22 protein-coding genes are annotated in these 19,581 nt (G+C 71.7%); 12 read left to right on the top strand and 10 right to left on the bottom strand.

What is annotated here, in order from left to right; genetic code table 11:
- Positions 1 to 26: 26 nt before the first annotated feature.
- From PQI07_RS12815 to PQI07_RS12795, 5 genes are all read right to left on the bottom strand, one after another.
- Positions 27 to 1,355 (bottom strand): MFS transporter, encoded by a 1,329-nt coding sequence (locus tag PQI07_RS12815; protein WP_043352551.1) that lies wholly within the window; start codon positions 1,353 to 1,355, stop codon positions 27 to 29.
- A gap of 282 nt (positions 1,356 to 1,637) precedes the next feature.
- On the bottom strand, positions 1,638 to 2,564 hold the full coding sequence (locus PQI07_RS12810) for a hydroxymethylglutaryl-CoA lyase (protein WP_043352552.1): 927 nt from the start codon (positions 2,562 to 2,564) through the stop codon (positions 1,638 to 1,640).
- Positions 2,561 to 3,754, bottom strand: a complete 1,194-nt coding sequence (locus PQI07_RS12805; protein ID WP_274926740.1) for a CaiB/BaiF CoA transferase family protein — start codon at positions 3,752 to 3,754, stop codon at positions 2,561 to 2,563. The genes PQI07_RS12810 and PQI07_RS12805 overlap by 4 nt, the downstream gene beginning before the upstream one ends.
- A 100-nt stretch (positions 3,755 to 3,854) precedes the next feature.
- Positions 3,855 to 4,775: a LysR substrate-binding domain-containing protein gene (locus tag PQI07_RS12800; RefSeq protein WP_043352554.1), complete on the bottom strand. Its 921-nt coding sequence runs from the start codon at positions 4,773 to 4,775 to the stop codon at positions 3,855 to 3,857.
- A gap of 27 nt (positions 4,776 to 4,802) precedes the next feature.
- Positions 4,803 to 5,177, bottom strand: a complete 375-nt coding sequence (locus PQI07_RS12795) for a hypothetical protein (RefSeq protein WP_274926739.1) — start codon at positions 5,175 to 5,177, stop codon at positions 4,803 to 4,805.
- A gap of 227 nt (positions 5,178 to 5,404) precedes the next feature.
- Here PQI07_RS12795 and PQI07_RS12790 point away from each other — a divergent pair, with 227 nt between their 5' ends.
- The 9 genes from PQI07_RS12790 (at position 5,405) to PQI07_RS12750 (ending at position 14,115) form a co-directional block, all read left to right on the top strand.
- The gene (locus PQI07_RS12790) at positions 5,405 to 6,040 is read left to right on the top strand and encodes a LemA family protein (RefSeq protein WP_043352562.1); all 636 of its coding nucleotides are present in this window, start codon (positions 5,405 to 5,407) and stop codon (positions 6,038 to 6,040) included.
- A gap of 22 nt (positions 6,041 to 6,062) precedes the next feature.
- Complete coding sequence (locus PQI07_RS12785; protein WP_446720951.1) at positions 6,063 to 6,857, top strand: TPM domain-containing protein; 795 nt, start codon at positions 6,063 to 6,065, stop codon at positions 6,855 to 6,857.
- Complete coding sequence (locus PQI07_RS12780) at positions 6,847 to 7,479, top strand: TPM domain-containing protein (protein WP_043352558.1); 633 nt, start codon at positions 6,847 to 6,849, stop codon at positions 7,477 to 7,479. Before PQI07_RS12785 ends, PQI07_RS12780 begins: the two co-directional genes overlap by 11 nt.
- A gap of 292 nt (positions 7,480 to 7,771) precedes the next feature.
- A complete protein-coding gene (locus PQI07_RS12775; RefSeq protein WP_274926738.1) occupies positions 7,772 to 9,082 on the top strand; it encodes a glycosyltransferase in 1,311 nt (436 codons plus the stop codon).
- On the top strand, positions 9,079 to 9,318 hold the full coding sequence (locus PQI07_RS12770) for a ferredoxin (protein ID WP_043385300.1): 240 nt from the start codon (positions 9,079 to 9,081) through the stop codon (positions 9,316 to 9,318). Before PQI07_RS12775 ends, PQI07_RS12770 begins: the two co-directional genes overlap by 4 nt.
- Positions 9,315 to 10,640 (top strand): NAD(P)/FAD-dependent oxidoreductase, encoded by a 1,326-nt coding sequence (locus PQI07_RS12765; RefSeq protein ID WP_274926737.1) that lies wholly within the window; start codon positions 9,315 to 9,317, stop codon positions 10,638 to 10,640. Before PQI07_RS12770 ends, PQI07_RS12765 begins: the two co-directional genes overlap by 4 nt.
- Entirely contained in the window at positions 10,633 to 11,874 is a 1,242-nt protein-coding gene (locus PQI07_RS12760) for a cytochrome P450 (RefSeq protein WP_043385295.1), read from the top strand. The genes PQI07_RS12765 and PQI07_RS12760 overlap by 8 nt, the downstream gene beginning before the upstream one ends.
- Positions 11,875 to 12,167: 293 nt before the next feature.
- On the top strand, positions 12,168 to 13,343 hold the full coding sequence (locus PQI07_RS12755) for a zinc-dependent alcohol dehydrogenase (RefSeq protein ID WP_274926736.1): 1,176 nt from the start codon (positions 12,168 to 12,170) through the stop codon (positions 13,341 to 13,343).
- A gap of 115 nt (positions 13,344 to 13,458) precedes the next feature.
- Positions 13,459 to 14,115: an SOS response-associated peptidase gene (locus PQI07_RS12750; RefSeq protein ID WP_043357758.1), complete on the top strand. Its 657-nt coding sequence runs from the start codon at positions 13,459 to 13,461 to the stop codon at positions 14,113 to 14,115.
- A gap of 6 nt (positions 14,116 to 14,121) precedes the next feature.
- Here the strand turns inward: PQI07_RS12750 and PQI07_RS12745 are convergent, their stop codons facing one another.
- The 3 genes from PQI07_RS12745 to PQI07_RS12735 form a co-directional block, all read right to left on the bottom strand.
- Positions 14,122 to 14,883, bottom strand: coding sequence for a lytic transglycosylase domain-containing protein (locus tag PQI07_RS12745; RefSeq protein WP_274926735.1), 762 nt, complete (start codon positions 14,881 to 14,883; stop codon positions 14,122 to 14,124).
- Positions 14,884 to 14,965: 82 nt separating this feature from the next.
- Positions 14,966 to 15,226 carry a hypothetical protein gene (locus PQI07_RS12740; RefSeq protein WP_043357761.1) on the bottom strand — a complete coding sequence of 87 codons (261 nt, stop codon included), beginning with the start codon at positions 15,224 to 15,226 and terminating at the stop codon, positions 14,966 to 14,968.
- A gap of 60 nt (positions 15,227 to 15,286) precedes the next feature.
- Positions 15,287 to 15,583, bottom strand: a complete 297-nt coding sequence (locus tag PQI07_RS12735) for a hypothetical protein (RefSeq protein WP_051045121.1) — start codon at positions 15,581 to 15,583, stop codon at positions 15,287 to 15,289.
- 136 nt (positions 15,584 to 15,719) lie between these two features.
- Between PQI07_RS12735 and PQI07_RS12730 the strand changes: the two genes are divergently transcribed.
- Positions 15,720 to 15,932, top strand: a complete 213-nt coding sequence (locus PQI07_RS12730) for a hypothetical protein (RefSeq protein ID WP_274926734.1) — start codon at positions 15,720 to 15,722, stop codon at positions 15,930 to 15,932.
- On the opposite strand, the gene PQI07_RS12725 is transcribed toward PQI07_RS12730, so the two are convergent.
- Entirely contained in the window at positions 15,926 to 16,552 is a 627-nt protein-coding gene (locus PQI07_RS12725) for an MSMEG_1061 family FMN-dependent PPOX-type flavoprotein (protein WP_043357765.1), read from the bottom strand. The genes PQI07_RS12730 and PQI07_RS12725 overlap by 7 nt on opposite strands.
- Positions 16,553 to 16,605: 53 nt before the next feature.
- On the bottom strand, positions 16,606 to 17,772 hold the full coding sequence (locus PQI07_RS12720; protein ID WP_274926733.1) for a hypothetical protein: 1,167 nt from the start codon (positions 17,770 to 17,772) through the stop codon (positions 16,606 to 16,608).
- Between the two features lie 369 nt (positions 17,773 to 18,141).
- Here PQI07_RS12720 and PQI07_RS12715 point away from each other — a divergent pair, with 369 nt between their 5' ends.
- Together PQI07_RS12715 and PQI07_RS12710 are read left to right on the top strand one after the other, a co-directional pair.
- Positions 18,142 to 18,750, top strand: a complete 609-nt coding sequence (locus tag PQI07_RS12715; protein ID WP_043357769.1) for an NnrU family protein — start codon at positions 18,142 to 18,144, stop codon at positions 18,748 to 18,750.
- Positions 18,751 to 18,843: 93 nt separating this feature from the next.
- The gene (locus PQI07_RS12710) at positions 18,844 to 19,554 is read left to right on the top strand and encodes a tetratricopeptide repeat protein (RefSeq protein ID WP_043357771.1); all 711 of its coding nucleotides are present in this window, start codon (positions 18,844 to 18,846) and stop codon (positions 19,552 to 19,554) included.
- The last annotated feature ends 27 nt before the right edge of the window (positions 19,555 to 19,581 follow it).

Below are 19,581 nucleotides of genomic sequence, written 5' to 3'. Positions count from 1 at the left end.
GGCCCGGGACGCCCGATGCGGCCGGATCAGGCCGCCCTGTCGCTCCGGCGCAGGCTCGCCGGCATGGCGAAGAGCGCGAGCCCGGCGGCGACGAGGCAGAGCACCCCGATGCCGTACAGGGCCGGCGTCGTCGAGCCGGTCAGATCCTTCACCCAGCCGACCATCACCGGGCTGACGATGCCGCCGAACTGGCCCAGCGTGTTGATCAGCGCGATCCCGCCCGCCGCGCCGACGCCGGTGACGAGCTTGGCCGGCAGCGTCCAGAAGGTCGGGATCGAGGCGACGATGCCGGCGCCCAGCAGGGCCAGGGCGAACATCAGCGGCACGATGTGCTTGTCGAACAGGCCGGCGCCGAAGAAGCCGAGCGCCGCCGTGATGGCGAGGCCCGCGACGAATTTCGGCCGCTCGCCAGAGGCGTCGGAGAGACGCCCGATCACGACCATGCTGATCGCGCCGCAGATGTAGGGAATCGCCGTGAGGAAGCCCACCGAGGCCGCCTGGCCGCCGCTCGCGGTCTTGATCAGGTCCGGCCCCCAGAAGTTGAGGCCATACGAGCCGATCTGGAGCAGGAAGTAGATCAGCGCGATCATCAGGAAGCCCGGCTGCCGGATCGCCCCGAGGAGCGAATGGTCGCCGATCTCGCGGTTGTGGTGGGCGATGCGGCTGGACAGGAGCGCCTTCTCGGGCTCCGAGAGCCAGCGGGCGTCGGCGATCCGGTCGTCGAGGCGCGTCAGCACGAGCAGGCCGAGGACGAGGCAGGGCAGGCCGCCCGCCAAGAACAGCCATTGCCAGCCGGCGAGGCCGCCGACGCCGTTGAGACCACCGAGGATGAGGCCCGCCACCGGCGCGCCGAAGATGCCCGAGAAGGCCGAGGCCACGAACATGAAGCTGGTGATCCGCCCGCGATGCGAGGCCGGGAACCACAGGGTGAGGTAGTAGAGGATGCCCGGCGCGAAACCCGCCTCCATGGCGCCGATCACGAAGCGCAGGGCGTAGAAGTGCCACTCGCTGCGGATAAAGATCATCAGCGCGGTGGCGATGCCCCAGGAGATCATGATCCGGGCGATCCAGCGGCGCGCCCCGACCCGGTACAGCATCAGGTTCGAGGGCACCTCGAAGATCACGTAGCCGACGACGAACATGCTCGCGCCGAGCCCGTAGGCGACGTTGCTGAAGCCGAGGTCGCTCTGGAGCTGGAACTTGGCGAAGCTGATGTTGATGCGGTCGAAGAACGCGAACATGTAGCAGATCATGATCAGCGGCATGAGCCGCCACGCGACCTTGCGGACGACGCTCGTCTCCGTCACCGCACCGGCCTCGACGGCGGCCGGCGAACCCGACAGGGCTGCGGTCATGGTTTCCTCCGTGTTGTTGTTTTCGGACACGTGGTGGGGGGCGCCGCCTTCGGACGGGCGGCTTGCCCCGGGTGAGCTCAGAGCCTGTTCGACTGGGCGCCTCCAACCCGCGCCCTCATCCTGAGGTGCGGCGAAGCCGTCTCGAAGGAGCCCTCCAGTCCGAAGCGCGATGCCTGGAGACCTCCTTCGAGGCCTCCGCTGTGCTCCGGCACCTCAGGATGAGGGCGCGACCAGGATCTCCCTCGCGTGGCGCGGGATCGCGGCCGCAGGGTCAACGCACTCTCAAGCGGCCTTGGCCGGCGCCGGGTGGAGATCGCAGGGGCGTCCGGCCTTGGCGACCTGGCCGGGCACGTCGTGGCCGACGAGGCGGGGCAGATCCCGCGACAGGCCGATCAGCGCCGGAAGGTCGAGGCCCGTCGGCACGCCCATCTCGTGGGCCATGCTGACGAGGTCCTCGGTGCAGATGTTGCCGGTGGCGCCGGGCGCGAACGGGCAGCCGCCGAGGCCCCCGAGCGCCGCGTCGAAGCGGCGGGCGCCCGCGTCGTAGGCGGCCAGCACGTTGGCGAGGCCGAGGCCGCGGGTGTTGTGGAAATGGAGCGTCAGGCGCCCGGGGCCGACCAGCGGCAGGACCCGCGCGACGAGGCGGCCCACCTGCCGGGGATTGGCCATGCCGGTGGTGTCGGCCAGCGTCACCCCGTCGATGCCGAGGGACAGGTAGCGCTCCACTTGCGCGACGACCTTGTCGACCGGCTGGTCGCCCTCGAACGGGCAGCCGAAGGCGGTCGCCACCGTGGCGTTGGTGCTGACCGGGGCGCCGCGCACCGAATCCATGATCCGGGCGAAGCCGGCGATCGAGTCGGCCGGGCTCATGCCCATGTTGGCGCGGTTGTGGGTCTCGCTCACGGAGGCGACGAGGTTGATCTCGTCGACCTTGGCGGCGAGCGCCCGCTCGGCGCCCTTCGGGTTCGGCACCAGGGCGACGTAGACGGTCCCGGGCCGGCGCCGAATCCCGGAAAAGACCTCGGCTGCGTCGGCAAGCGCCGGCACGGCCTTCGGCGAGACGAAGGAGGAGACCTCGATCCGGCTGAAGCCGGCCGCCGCCAGGGCGTCGATCAGGCGGATCTTCTCCGCCGTCGGCACGAAGACCGGCTCGATCTGGAAGCCGTCGCGGGTGGCGACCTCCTGGACGATCAGCGTGTCGCCGCTCATGCCACGGCTCCCTTCTCGCGCAGCGCGGCGATGCGCGCCGAGTCGAGACCGAGCTCGGCGAGCACGGAATCGGTGTGGGCGCCCAGCGCCGGCCCCTGCCAGCGGACCTCGCCGGGCGTGTCGGAGAGCTTCGGCACGATGCCGGGCATCTTCACCGCGGTCCCGCCGGGCAGTTCCGCCTGCAGGATCATGTCGCGCGCCTGGTAGTGCGGATCGGCCACGATGTCGGCCACCGAGTAGATCCGGCCGGCCGGCACGTCGGCGGCGTCGAGGACGACGAGCGCCTCCTCGACGGTCTTGGTCTTCGACCAGTCGGCGATGGTGCCGTCGAGCATCGCGGATTGCTGCGAGCGGCCCTCGTTGTTGCGCAGTGCCGGGTCGTCGGCGAGGTCGGGCCGGCCGATCGCCGTCATCAGGCGGCGGAAGATCGGGTCGCTGTTGCCGGCGATGACCACGTAGCCGCCGTCCCGCGTCGGATAGGTGTTCGACGGGGTGATGCCCGGCAGGGCGCCGCCGGTGCGGGTGCGGACCTCGCCCAGCAGGTCGTATTCGGGAACGAGGCTCTCCATCACGTTGAACACGCTCTCGACGAGCGAGACGTCGATGACCTGGCCCGCGCCCTGTCCGGTCTTGACCCGCAGCAGGGCCATCAGCGCGCCGATGACGCCGTGGAGCGAGGCCAGGGTGTCGCCGATGCTGACGCCGACCCGGGCCGGCGGGGCCTCCGGGCTGCCGGTGGTGAAGCGGATGCCGCCCATCGACTCGCCGATGGCGCCGAAGCCGGGCCGGTCGCGGTAGGGCCCGGTCTGGCCGTAGCCCGAGATGCGGACCATCACGAGGTTGGGGTTGAGCGCCGAGAGCACGTCCCAGCCCAGCCCGAGCTTCTCCAGACCGCCGGGCCGAAAGTTCTCGACCACGACATCGGCGCTCTTGGCGAGCTGCTTGACGATGTCGAGGCCGTCCGGAGACTTCAGATTGACCGCGATCGACTTCTTGTTGCGCGACTGCAGGTACCACCAGAGCGAGGTGCCCTCGTGCATCTTGCGCCACTTCCGGAGGGGATCACCCTCACCCGGGGGTTCGACCTTGATGACCTCCGCGCCGAATTCGGCCATCAGCCGCGTGGCGAAGGGCGCGGCGATCAGCTGACCAAGCTCGAGAACGCGGATACCGCTGAGCGGACCGGACACGGCTTTCCTCCATCTTTGGTTGCCTGGAAAATACGGCCGTTCCCGCCGCGAAGTCCAAACGCCATGCATCATCGTGCGTTCGCGAGCGGAGAACGCAGACTCAGCGCCCGGCGGCCCGGAGATGGTCCAAGAGGAGCGCCGCCGCCGGGGATACCGGTCCGGGCCGGACCACGAGGCGCAGCGTGCGCGCCGCCCAGGGATCGGTGAGCGGCACCGCGGCGAGCCGCATCGGCGGTCCGAGCAGAGCGTAGACATGTTCCGGGACGGTCCCGAGACCCAGGCCGACCTGCGCCATCCGGCAGATGGCGTCGAAGCTCGGGACGTGCATGCGCAGACGCAGGGGCCGGCCGAGGCGCCGGGCCTCGTCGCGCAGGGCGGCGTAGATCGAACTCTCCGCGTGCAGCCCGACATGGTCGTAGTCGAGGGTATCGGCCAGGGCGACGGCGCCGCGGCGGCTCAACGGATGCCCGACGGGCATCACCAGGACGAGGCGGTCGCTCCGGTACGGGTAGGCGGTGAGGCTGCGGGTGTCGGTGTTGTCGGCACAGAGGCCGAGATCGGCGAGTCCCTCCTCGACGCCGGCCACGACGCCGCCGCTCGGGCGCTCCTCGAGGTCGACCCGGATCCCGGCCTGCGCCGCCAGGAAGGCCTGCAGGTCCTCGGGCAGGAATTCCACGATGGCCGAGAGGTTGGCGAGCACCCGCACGAAGCCGCGCACGCCCCGGGCGTGCTCGGCGAGTTCCAGGGCGATCTGCTCGGCGCTCGCCAGCATCCGGCGGGTGTGGTGCAGCAGGGTCTCGCCCGCCGGCGTGAGCCGCATGCCGCGCGGCTCGCGGGTGAGCAGGGTGCAGCCCAGCGCGTGCTCCAGCTCGGCGAGGCGCTTGCTCACCGCCGAGGGCGCGATCGCCGCCCGGCGGGCCGCGCCGTTCAGCGTCCCCTCTGCGCAGATGGCCGCGAACAGCCGGAGGGTCTTCAGGTCGAGGCGGCTGAGGGTTGCGGCCGCGGGCAGGTCGGCGGACATCCGGTGACGGCTCGGTCAGGCGTGCCGTCAGTCGCGGGATCCGACCGGCTGGCCGTAGGTGCCGAGACCGGCCTTGGCCCCCTCCCGGTTGACGAGACCGAGCCGCAGCACCGCCTGTTCCAGGTAGTCGATCGCATCGACGAGATGGGCGCGCGCCTCGGCGATGCTCTCCTCGCCCTCCTCGACCGGCGTCTCGGCAAGCTTCACCGCGGCGATCAGGACCCGGTCGCGTTCGTCCTCGATCCGCGGGTCGCGGGCGAGGTGGCCGCGGACCCGGGCGTCGAACGCTTCGATGATCGACCAGGGCAGCGCGTCCTTGCCGGAGGGCGGCCGGTACGCCAGGGCGTGGCGCCGCGCGGCGGCGCTGGCGGCCCGGACGTGATCGGCGAGTGCTGCATCCATTCCCGGTCTCCGCGGCGCCGCGCCGATGGGTCCACCCGATGATCGACCCAATGATCGACCCGAGGGTCCGAACGTGCGCCGACCCGGTCCGTTGCCGACGCCCTTACCGGGCAACACCACAATCCTACAAGGCCGAGGACGCGGGGACCTTACCTTGGCGGTTCCGGCGCTTATCTCTCGTGTTCGTGATCAAGCGGCCGAATCTCGGCCGGCAGATGGGGGACGATATGGGAACGACGCTGACGGCCGGTGCGGGGCGCCGGACATCGCCTGCGGCGCGCCTTTTCGGCGTGCTCTCGGTGATCCTGGTGGCCGCGGGCCTCTCCGGCTGCGGGGCGGTCAACCGGGTGCCGACGCTGCAGGAGCAGGCCAAATCCGCCTGGAGCGAGGTGCAGAACCAGTACCAGCGCCGGGCCGACCTGATCCCCAACCTCGTCGAGACCGTAAAGGGCTACGCCCAGCAGGAGAAGGACGTGCTGATCGGGGTCACCGAGGCCCGCGCCAAGGCCTCCAGCGTGAAGGTCGACGCCTCCACGGTCAGCGATCCGCAGAAGTTCAAGGAGTATCAGGACGCCCAGAACCAGCTCTCTGGGGCGCTCGGCCGCCTGCTGGTGACGGTGGAGAAGTATCCCGACCTTAAGTCGAACCAGAACTTCCTCGCCCTGCAATCCCAGCTCGAGGGCACGGAGAACCGCATCGCGGTGGCGCGGCGCGACTACATCACCGCCGTCCAGGCCTACAACACCGAGGTGCGCACGATCCCGGGCCGCTGGATCGCGGCGATCCTGTATCCCGACGCCAAGCCGATGGAGACGTTCACGGCGACGCCGAACGCCGACCGGCCGCCGAACGTGAAGTTCTAGGGTGCGGCACCGGGGGCGGACCATGGGTCGGACCATGCCCGTCCGGGCGCGCCTCGCCCTGTCGCTCGCCGTCCTGGCAGCCTGCCTGACGGTCTCCGCGATCGGGGCGCTGGCGGCCGAGCTGACCTTCCCGGCGCTGACCGGCCGCGTGGTCGACGCGGCCGGCATCCTCACCCCGGAGCAGCGCGGCACGCTCGACGCCAAGCTGAAGGCGCACGAGGACAAGACCTCGGACCAAGTGGTCGTTGCAACGGTTCCGAACCTGCAGAGCACGACCGTCGAGGATTACGCCAACCGCCTGTTCCGGGACTGGAAGCTCGGGCAGGCCAAGACCAACAACGGCGTCCTGCTGCTCGTGGCGCCGAGCGAGCGGAAGGTCCGGATCGAGGTCGGCTACGGCCTGGAGGGGGCGCTGACCGACGCCCTGTCCAAGGTCATCATCGCCAGCGCGATCACCCCGCGCTTCAAGACCGGCGATTATTTCGGCGGCCTCAATGCCGGCGTCGACGGCATCGTGTCGATCCTGTCGGGCGACGCGCAGGAATGGCAACGCAAGCCGCAGGTGCGGGCCGACGAGGTCGATCCCGCCCAGGTCGCGGTCTTCATCGCCCTGTTCCTGATCGTGCTCTTCGTCGCTTGGCGCATGAGCCGGGGCGGAAGGACGGGGCGGGGCGGCGGCCTCGTCATCCTGCCGGGCCCCGGCTCGGGCGGATGGGGCGGCGGCTTCTCGGACAGCGGATCGTCGGGGGGCTTCGACGGTGGTTTTTCCGGCGGCGGCGGCTCGTCGGGCGGCGGAGGAGCCTCCGGTGACTGGTAGACGCGCGGATGTTCTGACGTCGGAGGCGCGGGCGCGACTCGCCCGCGCGGTGGCCCGGGCGGAAGCCGGGACATCCGGCGAGATCGTCGTGATGGTCAGCCGGCGCGCCGGCGCCTATCGCTCCGTGATCCTGCTCGCGACCCTGGCGGCGGCGCTGCTCCTGCCCTGGCCGCTGATCGCCCTGACGGCCTGGAGCGCCGCGTCGATCCTGCTGGCGCAGGCGGCCCTCGTGGCCGCGATCCTCGTCGCAAGCCAGAACGAGCGGCTGCGCATGGCCCTCGTGCCGCGCCAGCTGCGCCGGGCCCGCGCCCGGGAGGCCGCCCGCCGGGCCTTCTGGTCCCGGGGCCTGAGCCTGACGCGCCGCCGCACCGGCGTACTGCTCTACCTGTCGCTCGCCGAGCGGCACGCGGAGATCGTCACCGATCTCGGCGTCCTCCGGGAGATCCCGCCCACCGCCTGGGACGGGATCCTCGCCGAGCTGGTCCCGGCCCTCGGTCGCGGCGCCGTCGAGGATGGTCTGACGGCGGCGGTCGAGCGTGTCGGCGCCTGCCTGGCGGAACATCTCCCCGCGGAGCCCGGCGACCCGGACGAGTTGCCGAACCGGGTGGTCGTGGTCGACTGACGGCTTTCCGGTCCGCTGCCGAGGACGGCCGCCACGGCCGGTGCGCCCCTGCCTTGGACAGGCCGCGCGCGCCTCGTGGCATCCGACATTCGGATCTTGCGCGGTTGTTCGGCCGGGTGCGATGGTGCGGTGCCGCACGAAGCACCCTCCGGTTGTGTAACTGCGCAGGCCCGGCTGCGATTCCCCCTGTGAGTCCGGCGCGCCGGGGGCCACGGGGCCGCTGCGCATGAAGGCGCCGGCACCCTGATCCGAAGCGCCGCCGGCTCGACCGGCTGCGCTCGAAGAGGCCGCGATGAAGATCCTGATCGCCGCGACGCCGCTCACCGGCCACGTGAACCCGCTCCTCGCCATCGGGCGGACGGCTGCCGCCCGGGGGGACGACGTCCTCGTTCTCACCGACCCGGCCTTCCGGCCGAAGGTGGAGGCGGCGGGTCTGCGGTTCACGCCGTACGCGGACCATGATGCGGCCGCGTACCGCGAGACCGAACTGCCCGCCGGCCCGGAGCGCTACCGCCGGGAATTCAAGCGCCGCTTCGTGGATCCCATGCCGGTCCAGGCCGCCGCCCTGCGGGCGCTGATCGCCGCCGAGGCCCCCGACGTGATCCTGGCCGGCAGCATGTTCCTCGGGGTGCTGCCGCTGCTCCTCGATACCGCGCCGCGGCCGCCCATCGTGACCGTCAACGTCAGCTTCCTGTTCCTCGACCGGCCCGACCACGCGCCCGTGGGCCTCGGCCTGCCCCCGGCCCGCGACCGGGACGACCTGGTCCGCTATGCCAGCCTCAAGGCCGGCATGGACGCGGCCTTCGTCAACCCGGTGCGGGCCTATACCGACGCGACGCTCGCGCGGCTCGGCCTGCCGCCGCTGCCGGCCTCGCTGCCGCATTCCATCGTGATCCTGCCGGACCTGTTCCTGCAGCCGACCGTGCCGGGCTTCGAGTACGATTACGGCACCCTGCCCTCCGGCCTCCGCTTCATCGGCCTGCTCCAGCCGCCGACGCCGCCCGCGCCGCTTCCGGACTGGTGGCCCGAGCTGGAACAGGCGAACGCGGCGGGCCGGCCCGTCGTGCTGGTCACCCAGGGAACGCTGGCCAACGCGGATTTCGGCGAGCTGGTCGAGCCGACCCTCGCGGCCCTGGCCGACCGGGACGATCTGCTGGTCCTGGCCACCACCGGCGGCCGTCCCGTGGACGCGCTGACGGGTCCGGTCCCGGCCAATGCCCGGGTGTCGTGCTTCCTGCCGTTCCGGGACTTGCTGCCGCGGGTGAGCGTGCTCGTCACCAACGGCGGCTATGGGAGCGTCTCGCAGGCCCTCGCCGCCGGCGTGCCGATCGTGTCGGCCGGCCTGACCGAGGACAAGGCCGAGGTGAACGCGCGCATCGGCTGGTCCGGCGTCGGGATCAACCTCGGGACCAACGCACCGAGCCCGGAGGCCATCGGCGCCGCGGTGGGGCGCGTGCTCGACGAGCCCGGCTTCCGGACGCGCGCCGGGGCGCTGCGGGACGCCTTCGCGGCCCGGGACGCCATGGCCTCCATCCTGACGGCGGTGGACGACCTCGCACGGTCAGGTGCCGGCGGCGCAGGCCGTCTCGCGAGGTCGGCATGAAGCCGGCCGCCGGCGCCGGGGCGCTCCGGGTCGTCGTCGACCTCAACCGCTGCCAGGGCTACGCCCAGTGCTGCTACGCCGCACCGGAGGCCTTCGCCATCCGCGGCCATGAGATACTGTTCTACGATCCTGCGCCGCCGGCCGACCGGCGCGGCGCCGTCGAGCGGGCCGTCGAGGCCTGCCCGGTCCGCGCCATCAGCCTCCAGGCCGGCCCGGATGACGGAGACGCCCCGTGACCCCCGAACCCGCCGGCATCGTCGTGGTCGGGGCATCCCTCGCCGGCCTGCGCGGCGCCGAGGCGCTGCGGCGGGGCGGCTATGACGGCCCGCTCACCCTGGTCGGCGCCGAGCCGCACCGCCCCTACGACCGCCCGCCCCTGTCGAAGCACGTGCTCGCCGGGGAACTCGCCGCCGACGCCACCCGGCTGCCGGAACTGACCGACCTCCACGCCCGCTGGCGCCTCGGAAGCCCGGCCGTTTCCCTCGATCGGGCGGCCCGCACCCTTCGGCTCGCCGACGGGTCGGTCCTGGCCTACGAGGCCCTCCTCATCGCCACCGGCGCCCAGGCCCGGCCCTGGCCGGCCGAGACCGGCGGCGGGCTCGCCGGTCTCTTCACCCTGCGCGGGCGCGACGATGCCGCGGCTCTCCGGGAGGCCCTGGTTTCGCGCCCGCGCCAGGTGCTCATCGTGGGCGGCGGCTTGATCGGCTGCGAGGCGGCGTCGTGCCTGCGCGATCTCGGCCTGCCCGTGACCCTCGTGGATCCGAATCCGGCGCCCCTGGCTCGAGGCCTGGGAAGCTTCGTCGGCGGGGTGATCGCGTCGTGCCTGCGCGACGCCGGCGCGGCGTTCCGGCCCAACACGATGGTGCACGCCTTCGAGGGCGATGCGGCGGGGCATGTGGCACGGGCCCGACTGGCCAACGGCAGCACGATCGAGACCAACCTCGTCATCGCGGCCCTGGGGGCGACCCGGGCGACAGGCTGGCTGCGGGGCGCGGGCCTGAAGGCGGATGCCGGCGGGGTGACCTGCGACGCGGCCTGCCGGGTCCTCGACGCCGACGGGGCGCCCTGCCCGGACATCTACGCCGCCGGCGACGTCGCCCGGTGGCCGATCCCGCTCTACGGCGATCGCCTGATCGCGGTGGAGCACTGGGGCAACGCCGTCGAGCAGGCGGCCCACGCCGCGCGCAACATGCTGGCCGGACCCGGCGACCAGCGCCCCTACGCGCACCTGCCGGCCTTCTGGTCGAGCCAGTTCGGGATCAACATCAAGGTGATCGGGCTTCCCGAGGGCGCCGATTCCGTCGCGGTGGTGCAGGGGTCTAGGTCCTCCCGGCGCTTTCTCGCCGTGTACGGCCGGGCCGGGCGCAGCATCGCGGCCGTCTCGTTCGATCAGGCCCGCTGGCTGCCCGCCTACGCGGAGACGATCACGGCCGGCGCCGCCTTCCCGCCGATCATCGACGCCACCGACCAGCCGCGCGTTCAGACCGCCGCCCCGGGCTTCCCGTCTCCGCGCCAAGCCGCCCCGGCGCGCCCATCCACCGAGACCGTCGATGTCTGACGACGCATTGTTCGCCGCCGTGATGGATCCGGCAAACCGAGCCGATCCGTACCCGCTCTATGCCCGGTTGCGGCAGCGGCCGGTCTCCCGCCAACGCGACGGCAGCTACGTCGTCTCCACGCACGCGGCGATCCGCGGATTGCTGTTCGATCCGCGGCTCAGTTCCGAGGATCTGCCGCCGCCCCGGCGTCCGCGCACCGGCAACCCGCTCAAGGACCTGATCCTCAATCCGATCAAGAACCGCATCAGCGCCACGCACCGACCGTTCATCTTCCGCGACCCGCCGGACCATGACCGGCTGCGCAGCCTCGTCATGCGGGAATTCTCGATCGCGCGCGTGCAGGCCCTGCGGCCACGGATCGCCCGCGAGGTGGACGCCCTGATCGATACATGTCGGGGACGCCGGGAGGTCTGCCTCGTCAGCGATCTCTCCTATCCCCTGCCGGTGACGGTGATCTGCGAATTGCTCGGCGTTCCGCGCGAGGACGAGCCGCGGTTCCAGGCCTGGGCGACGCAGCTCGCCACCGCGGTGGAGCCGGACGCGCGCCACGACGACACGACCCGCCGCAAGATCGTCGGGGCCTTCGACGAGATCGCCGCCTATATGCGCGACCTCATCCGCGAGAAGCGGCGGCGCCCGACCGACGACATGCTGAGCGGTCTGGCCGCGCCCGGTCCGGACGGCCGCAAGCAGCTGAGCGATTTCGATCTCCTGTCGACGGCGGTCCTTCTGCTGGTGGCAGGCCACGAAACCACCGTGAACCTCATCACCAACGCCATGCTGACCCTGCTCCGGCATCCCGAGCAGCTGGAGCGGCTCCGCGCCGATCCCGAACGTGCCCCCCGCCTGATCGAGGAGGTTCTGCGCTACGAACCGCCGGTGCATTTCCGGACCCGCAAGGCCCTCGGCGCGATCACGGTGGCGGGCGAGACGATCCCGAAGGGCGCGCCCGTGATCCTGCTCTTCGCCGCCGCGAACCGCGATCCGGCCCGGTTCGACGCCCCCGACCGCTTCGATCCGGACCGGTCCGATATCGAGCATTTCGGCTTCGGCGGCGGCCTGCATTATTGCGTCGGCGCGCCTCTGGCGCGGATCGAGGCGGAGATCGCCCTGGTGGCGCTGAGCCGCCGCCTGATCGCCCCGCGTCTGCCGCAGGATCCGCCCCCCTATCGCCCGGGCGCGTCCCTGCGCGGTCCGGAGCAGCTCCCCATCGGCATCGACGGGATCGCCTGAGACAGGCAGACCTGGCCCCGTCTCGGACCGTAAAAGGGCGGTGAACACCGCTGTTTCACGTGAAACATTTGTAAACCTCTCGTCCTGAGCCGGTCCAGCAGCCCCGCCCAGCCTGAGATCGACGGCCCTGAACCTGTCATGGCCACAACGCTGCGGCTGGCGGCCCGAAGGTTCGGCTGTCGGCGAGGCGATTCCCAAACGCGATCCCGGGGAACTTGGCCGTACCGCCGACGGCTTTACCCGGAAGGCGGCCGAGCCGGCCGCATTCCCGAAAGTCTCCGGAGATCCTCGCGATGAAGGCACTGTGCTGGCACGGCCGCAACGACATCCGCTGCGACACGGTCCCGGACCCGGTCATCGAGGATTCCCGCGACGTGATCATCAAGGTCACGAGCTGCGCGATCTGCGGCTCGGACCTGCACCTGATGGACGGCCAGATGCCGACCATGAAGAGCGGCGACGTCCTCGGCCACGAATTCATGGGCGAGGTCGTGGAGGTCGGGAGCGGCTTCACCAAGTTCAAAAAGGGCGACCGGATCGTCGTGCCCTTCAACATCAACTGCGGCGCATGCCGCCAGTGCAGGCTCGGCAATTACTCGGTCTGCGAGCGCTCCAACCGCAACGCCGAGATGGCGGCCGCGCAGTTCGGCTACACGACGGCCGGCCTGTTCGGATACTCGCACCTGACCGGCGGCTATGCCGGTGGCCAGGCCGAGTATGTCCGTGTGCCGATGGCCGACGTCGCGCCCATGAAGGTGCCGGAGGGCATGGACGACGAATCCGTCCTGTTCCTCACCGACATCCTGCCCACCGGCTGGCAGGGCGCGGAGCATTGCGAGATCCAGGGCGGCGAGACGATCGCGGTCTGGGGCGCCGGCCCGGTCGGCATCTTCGCGATCCAGTCGGCGAAGATCATGGGGGCCGAGCGGATCATCGCCATCGAGACCGTGCCCGAGCGCATCGCCCTCGCCCGGAAGGCCGGCGCCACCGACATCATCGACTTCATGAACGAGGACGTGTTCGAGCGAATCAAGGAGATCACCAAGGGCCAGGGTGCCGACGGCGTGATCGACTGCGTCGGCATGGAGGCGAGTGCCGGCCATGGCGGCCTCACCGGCGTGCTCTCCGCCGTCCAGGAGAAGCTGACCGCCACCGAGCGGCCCTACGCGCTGGCCGAAGCCATCAAGGCGGTCCGGCCCTGTGGGATCGTCTCGGTGCCCGGCGTCTATGGCGGACCGATCCCGGTCAACATGGGCTCGATCGTCCAGAAGGGCCTGACCCTCAAGAGCGGCCAGACCCATGTGAAGCGCTATCTCGAGCCGCTGACCAAGCTGATCCAAGAGGGCAAGATCGACATGACCTCCCTGATCACCCACCGCTCGCACGACCTCGCGGACGGGCCGGACCTCTACAGGGCCTTCCGCGACAAGAAGGACGGCTGCGTGAAGGTGGTGTTCCACCTGAACTGAGGCGGCGCGCTCCGGCCGCCGATCGGCTGGGGCGTATCCCCGTAGGCCCGGCTGGGCGCGGCATCCCGGAAGCGTGTAGAGCCGGCGCCGTGCCCACCAACCGTCCGGGACGCCCATGTGCAACCTCTACAGCCTGCGGACCGGCCCCGCGGATCTGCGCCGGGCCTTCGCGATCGCGGAGGACCGCACCGGAAACCTTCCGCCGTTGCCGGCTATCTTTCCCGACCAGCTGGCGCCGGTGGTCCTGAACGGCACCGCCGGACGGGACCTCGCGATGATGCGCTGGGGCATGCCGGGGCCGAAGGCGTTCGGCGAGCATCCGATTACCAACGTGCGCAACGTCGCGAGCCCGCACTGGCGACCCTGGCTCGGGGTCGCCCATCGCTGCCTCGTGCCGGTCACCGCCTTCAGCGAGTACGCCGACACCAAGCCGCGCAAGACGCCGGTCTGGTTCGCCCTCGACGAGGATCGGCCGCTCTTCGCCTTCGCGGGGATCTGGCGGCCCTGGACGGGCGTACGGGGGACGAAGCGCGAGAACCCGGACCGGGTCGCCGCGGAGCACCGGCTGTTCGCCTTCCTGACCACGGAGGCGAACGGCGTCGTCGGGCCGGTCCATCCCAAGGCGATGCCGGTGCTGCTCACGCAACCGGAGGAATGGGCGACCTGGCTCGAGGCGCCCACCGCGGAGGCGCTCCGGCTCCAGCGCCCGTTGCCGGATGCCGCCATGCGCGAGGTCGCCCGGGGGGCGCGGTCGGACGGGGCCGAGGACTGATCCGCCCTACCCGCCCGCCGGCTCGCCGGAGGGATGGCCTGTGGGGGCGGCCGTCACGCCGCGGGCCCGCCAGCGCGCCAGCACAGCGGCGTTGAGCCGGGCGATCCGCGCGCGGTGCGCCTCCCAGAACGAGAGCGGCGGCGTCGGCTCGGCGACCACGCGTGTCCGGTGGACGGGTCGCGTCTGCTTGTCGGCGAGGCGGAACGGGACGGCTGGGCGGGCGCTCGCCCGGACGAGGCGCGCTTCGGGATCGGCCAGGATCGCCTGGGCGCGGGCGCAGTAGAGCTGCGACAGGGGCGAGATCACCTCCGACCCGTGTCCCGCCCGGTACTTCATAAGGACGCGGCAGAGGTCGCCGTCGGCCCGGCGCCAGGCTTCGGCGAGATAGCGTACGCCGTAGCGAACGTTGATCTCCGGGGCCGCCAGCTCGGCGACGGTGCCCCGGAAGCCGAGCATCGCCGCGGTGGTGGGCCGGACCTGCATCAGACCGACCTCGCCGACGCTGCCGACCACGGTGGGATCGTAGCCGCTCTCGATCCGCGCGACGGCGTCGGCGACCGCGAGCGGCAGGCCGGTGCCGGCGGCCTCGCGGGCGATGAGCGGCAGGAAGCGGGCTCGCGCATCGGCGACGGCCGGCGCCGGCGCGGCAACCGGGGGAACCGGCGGCAGGGACGCCATGCCGAGCGCATGCACCGCCACAAAGGTCGCGGGCCGGGCCTGCGCGGGGGCCGCGCAGGTCAGCAGCAGGAGAAGCAACGGAGCGCGCATCGGCCGCCACGGAGAGGGTCCGGGACCTGTCTATCCCGGCCGCCTCAACGAAGCCTTTCGCCGCCCCGGCGACGGGCCGAAGCTACTGCACCGGCCCGCGCTCGCGCGCCTGCAGCAGCCGCAGGGCCTCGCCCAGGACCGTGTGAAGGTCGGCCACGCCCTGGGGGCTGAGCGGCAGGCCGACCCGCTGCCCGTGGATCGTGCTGAGGACCAGCATGGCGAGATCCTCGCCGATCAGCAGGTTGGATCCCGGCAGGCAGAGCGGCAGGACGAAATCACCCTCGACCTCACCGAGGACATCGACCGCATCCGCGGGCCGAAAGGGCGGCTTCCGATCGGTCATCGCTCCCCTCCTCGCTATCCGCGCGGCGCCGATGGGCCGCCCGGAGACTCATACCGTGCCTCAACCCGGATCCCGGTCGGGCATCCGCAGAGACCGCACCGTGAGCGTGTCGATCTCCAGCGCGCCGATCTCCAGGGAGCCGACCCGGGCCCGCCCCACCGAAAGGCGTCCGATCACGAAGGCGCCCACCGCGACGACGCCGAGCGCCGCGGCCCCGAGGGCCAGCGCACCCAGCGCTGACGCCCCGACCGTCCCGGCGCCGATGGCCCCCGCGCCCAGAAGCGCCGTGTCGCGGGGGTCGGCCGACGCCGTCCCGACCGTCCCGATCTCGGCCTCCGGAACCCTCGAATGCGGCATGCGGGATCCTCTCCGGCCGGTCCACTCCGACGACAGCTATACGCGACATTAACCGCGTTTTCACGCCGCGCGCTGACGATGGTCCTCGGTCCCCGCACCCCGGACAGTCCGTCTGCAGCCAGAGAGGACGTCGCCCGTGCAGCATCTGCTCCCGGCCTTCGCGATCTTCGCATCCGGCTGCCTGCTGATCCATGTCGGCCGTGCCTATGCCCGGGCAACCACGATGCTGCTCTCGGGCACCGCCCTGATGCTGAGCGTGACCCTCGGCACAATGGCCTGCCAGCGGATCGGCCAGCCGGTGCGCTCCGTCGCATCCGACGCACGAGCCCTCGGCCAATCCGGTCAGTAGAGCCGCGTCCGGTAGGCGTCGGCGATGGTGGCCTCGGCCTCCGCCACGTCGGCGGCCGCGGTCTGATCGGACAGGATGCGTCCCAGGCTCGGGAAGGTGTCGCGCGCGACATGGCGCGCCGGATCCCAGAGCCCGGAGCGGATCATCGCCTTGCCGCAATGGAAGAACGCCTCGCGCACCTGCACGACGAGCCCCGCGGCCGGCACCTTGCCCTGGGCGCGCATGGGCTCGAGCAGCGCGGCGTCCTGCGTCAGCGCGGCGGTGCCGTTCACCCGGAAGGTCTCGTCGATCCCCGGCACGAGGAAGATCAGCCCGACGCCCGGGCTCTCGAGCAGATTGAGGAACGTGTCGATGCGGTTGTTGCCGCGCCGGTCCGGGATCACCAGGGTCCGGGAATCCGCAACGGCGACGAAGCCCGGCGCATCGCCCCGGGGACTGGCGTCGACATGGCCGGCCTTGTCCGCGCTCGCCACCACTAGGAACGGCGCGAGAGCGATGAAGCGGCGGCCGTAATCGTCGATGTGGTCGAGCACCTTGCGGGCGGCGAGCGGTCCGACGGGCCCGAACTGCCCGCGCAGCGCGGCGGCATCGCGAATCGGCGTATCGGCTTGCGCGTCCATGCGAACCTCTCAGGCCCTGAGTGGCGCGGCGGCCGCATCCCGGTCAAGCGCGATCAGGGCCAGACGTGGATCGCCACCGGGCGGCGCAGCAGGTCCCGGTCGGAGGTGATCGTGCAGCCCTCCGTGCGCAGGCGCGCGTAAGTGAGCAGCGCCCGGTCTCCGACATCGTCGAAATTGCGCCCCCGCGCGTCCGGATCGAGCAGCGACGGATACGCGATGAGCGGCGCCGTGGCCGCGCACGGGTCGTCGTAGAGGGTTGCGCCCGCGAGGAGCAGGCGCGGGCTGTCCCAGGTGATCAGGTCGCGGGAGGTGGTCCAGTAGAAGCCGGATTGCGGGTAACCCTCGGCCGCCTTGGCCATGAACACGGCGATCCAGGCGCCCGAGCCGCGGTGCCGGACGACGGCCCCGACCGGGCCCGGGAACGGCCCGACCGGCCGGCAGGTCGCCGTGTTCGGGCGGGCGGCGCGGTAGGGGTCCGGGAAGGCGGCGGTGAAACCGGTGCCGGTCCAGGCGCGCCAGCGGGTCGGATCGGCCGGATCGTCGCTGCGGAACAGGCAGATCCCGGATTCCTGGTCGCTGCCGGGCCGGGTCCAACCGGTGGTCGAGGCGAGGAAGTACCGCCATCTCCCGTCCGCGACGATGTTCGACGGATTGAAGAAGCCGCGGTGGCGGCCCTGGTCGCTCTCCTGCCGGAACGGGGCTCCGGCGACCACCACGGGCGGACTCTGCCGCTTGAAGCTGCGGCCGCCATCCGTCGAGGCGGCGGCCGTGATCGTGTTGTACCAGCAGGCCATGTAGGTGGCCGCCGGACAGCGGCCCGGATGCTCGTTGGCTTGGTACTCGTGGTGGAGGAGTGCGGCCACGCGGGCGCCGTCGTCCGTCCAGGTGGCGGTGATCCAGGACCTGTCGTCGTAGGCCGCAGGATCGGGTTTCTCGCCCGAGTCGAGCACCACCGCGCAGTCGAGCTTGAGATGGTCGAGGTCGGGGCCGCGCAGCGCCCGGTTGCGGTAATGCATCCCGTAGAGCGCCACCGCGCCCGCGGCGTCGCGGAAGGCGCGGGCCGGCGCGTCGGGGACGTCGGCGCCGTCGCAGGCATCGCGGCCGGCCTTGAAGATCTCCGTCGGCGGCCCGACCAGGGTCAGGGCCGAGAGCGGGGGATCGGCGGAGGCGGGGGTTGCGAAGGGGATCAGGACCAGCAGCGCCACGCGGCCAAGGCGCACCGCCCTCCCACACCCCTCTGCGGGGGAGGGTTTTCTGCGAAGCGGGCGGGGAGCGCGGCGGCGCGACGGTGCAGGCTTCAGCGCAGGTGGCGGTCCCTCCGGAAACGGGGCTCCCCTCGCCCGACCCGGGCTGACGGCCGTGCCGCCCTCCCCCGCAGAGGAGGGAGGGAGACTGCGCGGCGCCGGCTGCTCAAACCCGCGCGATCGCAGCGTGGCACCGCCGCGTCGCATCCCGGACACCCGATCCGCCCAGCCCATGGTCGCCATCCGGCTGCGTCCCGGCCGCGCCTGGACAAACAGGCGGAGATTCGCTTGAGAACCATTACAGAGTGCTTGCCGCCGGCCGTGCGGCCCGACTGAAAGTCTCCTATGGTTCTCCTGATCCTCGGGCTGGTGCTGTTTCTCGGCACGCATGCCTTCTCGATGGCCCGCACCCGGCGCGCCGCGATCGTCGACCGGATCGGCGAGGGCCGCTACAAGCTCGGCTACATCGCCCTGTCGCTGCTCGGGCTGGTGCTGATCGGCATCGGCTTCCACGATTACCGGCTCGCCGGCTACATCCCGGTCTGGGATCCGCCGGTCTGGACGCGCCACCTCGCCCTGACGCTGGTCTGGCTCGCCTTCGTGTGCCTGGCCGCCGCCTACCTGCCGGGCCATATCCGCGCCAAGGCCAAGCACCCGATGCTGCTCGCCGTGAAGATCTGGGCCACCGCGCATCTCCTGGCCAACGGCGATCTCGGCTCTATGCTGCTGTTCGGCGGCTTCCTCGCCTGGGCGGTGGCGGCGCGGATCAGCGCCAAGCGCCGGGCTCTCGCCCCGGGGGCGGTCGCGGCTCAGCATGGCGGGCCGGCGGTGGCCCCGCAGGGCTGGCGCAACGACATCCTGGCTCTGGTGATCGGGACGGCCGCGTGGTTCGTTTTCGCCCGCTATTTGCACTATCCGGTGATCGGCGTGCCGGTCTGGCCGGGCACCGCCTGAGACACTGCCTGTCGCCAACCCCGCGCCCGTGTGTTAGGCGCGGGGCCCGAACGAGACGAGGTGGTCCGCTGAAATCATGCGGGCCGGGATAGAATGGCCGAGAACAACGAGTTCCTTCGCGAGGTCGACGAGGATTACCGCCGCGACCGGATCCTTCAGATCTGGAAGCGCTACAGCGGCGTGATCATCGCGCTCGCCGTGCTCGTGGTGGCGGGCGTCGCGGGCTGGCGCTACTGGCAGGCCCAGCAGCGCGCGGCGGCCGAGGTGGCCTCGGTGCAGTTCGACGACGCCAACCGCCTCGCCAAGGACGGCAAGGTCGCGGAGGCCGACAAGGCCTTCGACGCCCTGGAAGCGCAGGGCCCGGCGGGCTACCGCCTGCTCGCCCGGTTCCGGGCGGCGGCCGAGACCGGCAAGCGCGACGCCGCGGCAGGCGCCGCGGAGTTCGACAAGCTCGCCGACGATACCGGCCTGGGCGACGGCCTGCGCGACCTCGCGCGCCTGCGCGCGGCCCTGCTGCGCCTCGACGGGCCGAACCCGGATCCGGCGCTGGCCAACCTCCAGGGCCTGGCCGCCGGCACCCCGTTCCGCCACACCGCCCGGGAGATGCTGGGCCTCGCCGCCTTGAAGAAGGGCGATTACGAGGAGGCCGGACGCTGGTTTGACCAGATCGTGGCCGATCCTGATACCCCGCGGAACCTGCGGGATCGGATCGAGGTCTACGCGGCGATCGTCGCGGGCGGCCCCGTGACGGTGACCGAGGCCAAGCCCGAGCCCGCTGCCCCGCCCCCGCCGATCACGCGCTGATTTCTGTTCGGACTGTTTCGAGAACCA

The sequence above is a fragment of the Methylobacterium sp. 092160098-2 genome, assembly GCF_028920805.1.
GTDB lineage: Bacteria > Pseudomonadota > Alphaproteobacteria > Rhizobiales > Beijerinckiaceae > Methylobacterium > Methylobacterium fujisawaense.
Note: the sequence above shows the minus strand (reverse complement) of the source record. Positions and strands in the feature narration are given on the sequence as shown.